At 73.4% G+C, this 3,094-nt stretch carries 4 protein-coding genes and 1 pseudogene; 3 read left to right on the top strand and 2 right to left on the bottom strand.

Going from position 1 to position 3,094, the window contains the following annotated elements; all coding sequences use genetic code 11:
• Nucleotides 1–413: pseudogene (locus K206_RS40795) on the bottom strand (tail fiber protein); the annotation flags it as partial.
• The gene (locus K206_RS40790) at nucleotides 410–697 is read right to left on the bottom strand and encodes a hypothetical protein (RefSeq protein ID WP_029043286.1); all 288 of its coding nucleotides are present in this window, start codon (nucleotides 695–697) and stop codon (nucleotides 410–412) included. The gene K206_RS40790 and the pseudogene K206_RS40795, both read right to left, overlap by 4 nt.
• A 483-nt stretch (nucleotides 698–1,180) precedes the next feature.
• Here K206_RS40790 and K206_RS0106005 point away from each other — a divergent pair, with 483 nt between their 5' ends.
• From K206_RS0106005 to K206_RS37610, 3 genes are all read left to right on the top strand, one after another.
• The gene (locus K206_RS0106005; RefSeq protein WP_020201509.1) at nucleotides 1,181–2,047 is read left to right on the top strand and encodes an alpha/beta fold hydrolase; all 867 of its coding nucleotides are present in this window, start codon (nucleotides 1,181–1,183) and stop codon (nucleotides 2,045–2,047) included.
• A gap of 96 nt (nucleotides 2,048–2,143) precedes the next feature.
• Complete coding sequence (locus tag K206_RS0106000) at nucleotides 2,144–2,446, top strand: YciI family protein (RefSeq protein WP_020201508.1); 303 nt, start codon at nucleotides 2,144–2,146, stop codon at nucleotides 2,444–2,446.
• 232 nt (nucleotides 2,447–2,678) lie between these two features.
• On the top strand, nucleotides 2,679–3,094 hold a 416-nt coding region (locus K206_RS37610; RefSeq protein ID WP_043365606.1), incomplete at its 3' end, for an AMP-binding protein.

Below are 3,094 nucleotides of genomic sequence, written 5' to 3'. Positions count from 1 at the left end.
CCCGCCGCGCCGGTGGCCCCGGTCGCGCCTTGCGCGCCCGGTGCGCCCACGTCGCCGCGGGCGAGGTCCTGCGCCACCGTGGTCAGCGTGGCGTTGGTGGCCTTCAGGCGCACGATCAGCGCTTCGAGCTTGTCGTCGTAGGCGTCGCCGGCCTGGGGCTGGAACGCCTGGTTCATCAGGTTGAGCGTGTCCACCGAGACGCCGAGGTTGGCCAGCCGCTGCCTGGTCAGCGTCAGCGCGGTCGGCAGGCGGTTGATGGCGGCGTTGCCCGAGGTCGTGGAGAAGGTGTTGAAGAAGGCTTCGGTGTCCGGGTTCTCGGTGGCGCTCGCCACCACCAGTTCGGTGATGGGCGTGATGTTGGTGGTGCCGGGTCCGGTGATGAGCGTGTGCAGCACGCCGCTCGGACCGGTCACGCGCGCCGCGCAGGGCAGGGCAGGGCCAGGCCAGCCGCCGAGACGCTCCATGCGCCGGTGGCGGAGGTGGTGGCGGTGGCCGTGCCGGCCGCGCACCGGATGTCGACCACGGCATTGGCGATGGGCGCGCCGGTGGCGGCCACGCCCGAGATGGTGGCCGGCGGCGGCGCGGTGCCGGCGGAGGCGCCCGCGGACTGGGCGCCGTCGTCGCCGCCGCCGCAGGCGCTCAGCACCGCGGCTGCGATGACCGACAGATAGATCGAACGTGTCCTGGCTTGCTTCATGATATTCCCCTGGTTTCCCGATTGGCTGCGCGCCCGGCGATCGAGGGCCGGACGTCTGTGTTCTTGCCGTGTTGGTGTTTGGCGCGCCGGGTGGCGCAGTGACCCTGCTGGGCCGGCAGTCCCGGACGGGGCTTCGGCCCGGAAGCCATCCGGCCCAGCAGGCGAAGCGGTGGGCAGGCGGCGTTCCGGGGCGGTATTCTATCGGCGCTGCCGGGCGCCATGATGAAATTGCGCCACATGGCCGCGCCGGCATCGACCGCGCGGCCCGCGAACCGTTGCGCCTGCCCGCTCGCGAGAATCCAATCCCCTCTTCGGTTGGGTGTTGGTCCGGCGCCATTGGCGCAAGTCCGGGCATCTTCGACGCAACCGCGCGGCCTGGCGGCACATGGCGCTACACTGCCGCCTGGCTCGCCGGCCGCCCGTGCCGGCGGATATTCCTGGTTCGTTCGTCGCTCGTTCAGCGCTTTTTTCCGCAGGCTCGCCATGCAAGGCACGGTTCCCGATCTTTCCCTTCCATCCGCCGAGGCCGCCGCGGCCGCCTCGCTTGCCATCGCGGCGCTCGAGCGCCAGGCCCGGCGCGTCGTCACCGAGGCCGGCGGCTGTCGCGTGGCGTGGCGCGGCTTCGGCCAGGGCCGCCCGCTGGTGCTGCTGCACGGCGGGCACGGCAGTTGGCTGCACTGGCTGCGCAATATCGAGGCGCTGGCCGCGCGGCGCACCGTCTGGGCGCCGGACATGCCGGGCTTCGGCGAATCCGGCGACGTGCCCAGCGAGCTGCCGGCGATCGTCGGCGCGCTGGCCGCGGCGGCCGGCCAGTTGCCGGGCTGCGCGGACGGCTTCGACCTCGCCGGCTTCTCGTTCGGCGGGCTGGTGGCGGCGCACGTGGCCGCCGCGCGCGTCGGCGTGAACCGGCTGGCGCTGCTCGGCCCGGGCGGGCACGGCGGCGCGCGCCGCCAGCAGCAGGCGCTGGTGGACTGGCGCCGCGCGCCGGACGACGCCGCGCTGGCGCAGGCCATGCGCCACAACCTCGCCGCGTTCATGATCGCCGACCCGGACAAGATCGACGCCGTGGCCTTGCACGCGCATACCGTGTCCTGCCGCCACACGCGCTTTCGCAGCAAGCCGATCTCGCGCGCGGGCGGCCTGCGCGAGGCGCTCGACACCTTCGGCGGCGACGTGCTGCTGGCCTGGGGCGAGCATGACGTGACGGCCGACCCGGTGCCGGCGGGCCAGGCCATGACGCAGGGCAGCGCGCGGCGGCAGGTGCGCATCGTGCCCGGGGCCGGGCACTGGGTCCAGTACGAGGCGCCCGCGGAGGTCAACGCGCTGCTGGACGGGTGGCTGGCGGCGTAGCGCCCGCCGCTGCTTCCGCCAGCCTCGAGATCGATTTCATCCTCGACCCGGCGCCGGCCGCAACCTTATCCAACCCATCCAGGCGGAGGTCATCCCATGCTGTTCGTATTTCATCTGCTCGACAAGCCCGGCACCGGCGAACTGCGCGCCAGGGTGCGTCCCGAGCACAAGGCCTATCTGGGCGCCAAGGCGGACAGCATCGCCTTCGCCGGCCCGCTGCTCGGCGACGACGGCCAGACGATGGTCGGCAGCCTGCTGGTGATCGACTTTCCCTCGCAGGCGGAGGCGCGCGCGTGGCTGGCGGCCGAGCCGTTCACGCGGGCCGGCGTGTACGGGCAGTCCACCATCCACGCCTTCGCCAACCTGTGGCCGCAGAAGGCGGGTTTTCCGCCGGCCTGAGCGTTCCCGCGAGAAGGCCCCGGGTTTGCCCCGGGGCCTTGCCGTCTCCGCAGCCCCAAAAATATAACGCCGCGCCCATGCGAGAATCCCGCGGGTCCGCCGCAGCCGGGCGGACGCACGGACGAACGGCGCGGCCCCTTGCCCGTTCGACGACATGAATCCGTTCGCGAAAGCCGCCGCGGCCCCGTGCCGCCGCGGCCGATCGCGGCATCCAATGGAGACAGGACTTCTCATGGGCATCACAGAACTTCTCGCGCAGCCGGTCGGCAACCTGGCCGACTGCGTGCGGCTGCACGCCGCCGAGCGGCCCGCGCACGTGGCGGTGATCGACAGCCGCCGCACGCTGACCTACGCCGGATTCGACGCGCTGGCCGACCAGGTGGCCAGCGCCTTGCAGCGCGACGGCCTGCGGCCCGGCGCGGCGCTGGCGATCTGCGCGGCGGCTTCGATCGAGTACGCGGCGCTGCTGGTCGGCGGCCTGCGCGCGGGCGTGGCGCTGGTGCCGCTGGCGCCGTCCTCGACGCCGGCCAGCCTGGCCGGCATGGTGGCCGATTCCGATGCCCGGCTGCTGTTCGTGGACGCGGACGTGCTGCGCGAGCTGGCGCCGGTGCGCGACCGCATCGCGGTGCCGCTGGTCGGGCTGGCGGG

Source organism: Cupriavidus sp. WS (assembly GCF_000395345.1).
Taxonomy (GTDB): domain Bacteria; phylum Pseudomonadota; class Gammaproteobacteria; order Burkholderiales; family Burkholderiaceae; genus Cupriavidus; species Cupriavidus basilensis_B.
The sequence above is the reverse complement of the archived record's forward strand: the minus strand, read 5'-3'. Positions and strand labels throughout refer to the sequence as shown.